The organism is Mycobacterium sp. NGS40 (genome assembly GCF_059812735.1).
Map to the genome: position 1 here is coordinate 1 of NZ_JCALDG010000133.1, position 366 is coordinate 366.

The window sequence follows — 366 nt, forward strand, 5'->3', positions numbered from 1 at the left end:
CGGTGGAAAGGCTGCGTAAAACATGTCTAGTCCTCCAGCTCCGGGATGACGATGATGGTGGCGGCGGCGGGGTCCGCTTCGGCGACGAGGCTGCCCAGGGCGGCTGCCGTCGCGGCATTGCTACTCACCGTGTGGGTCGAGGTGGCGGCGATGGCGCGACCGGCCAGGCTGGACAAAGCCATCTGGCTGAACGCGCCTTCCTCGCCGATCAGCGAGGCGGCCGGGACGGCCGCCAGGTTGGCGGGCAGCGACTGCGCGAGCATCCTGATGTTCGGGGCGGCTTCGGTCCAGCCCTGTGGCACCGACATGCTTCCGACCAAAGCCGACTTGCCCATCGAGCCCGTCACCGGCGCCCCGCCGACAGCA

At 69.4% G+C, this 366-nt stretch carries 1 protein-coding gene; it reads right to left on the minus strand.

Features of this window, described 5'->3' with window-relative positions; translation table 11 throughout:
* Window positions 1-26 precede the first annotated feature (26 nt).
* On the minus strand, window positions 27-366 hold a 340-nt coding region (locus AC5Y5O_RS32270; RefSeq protein WP_500028779.1), incomplete at its 5' end, for a PPE family protein, SVP subgroup.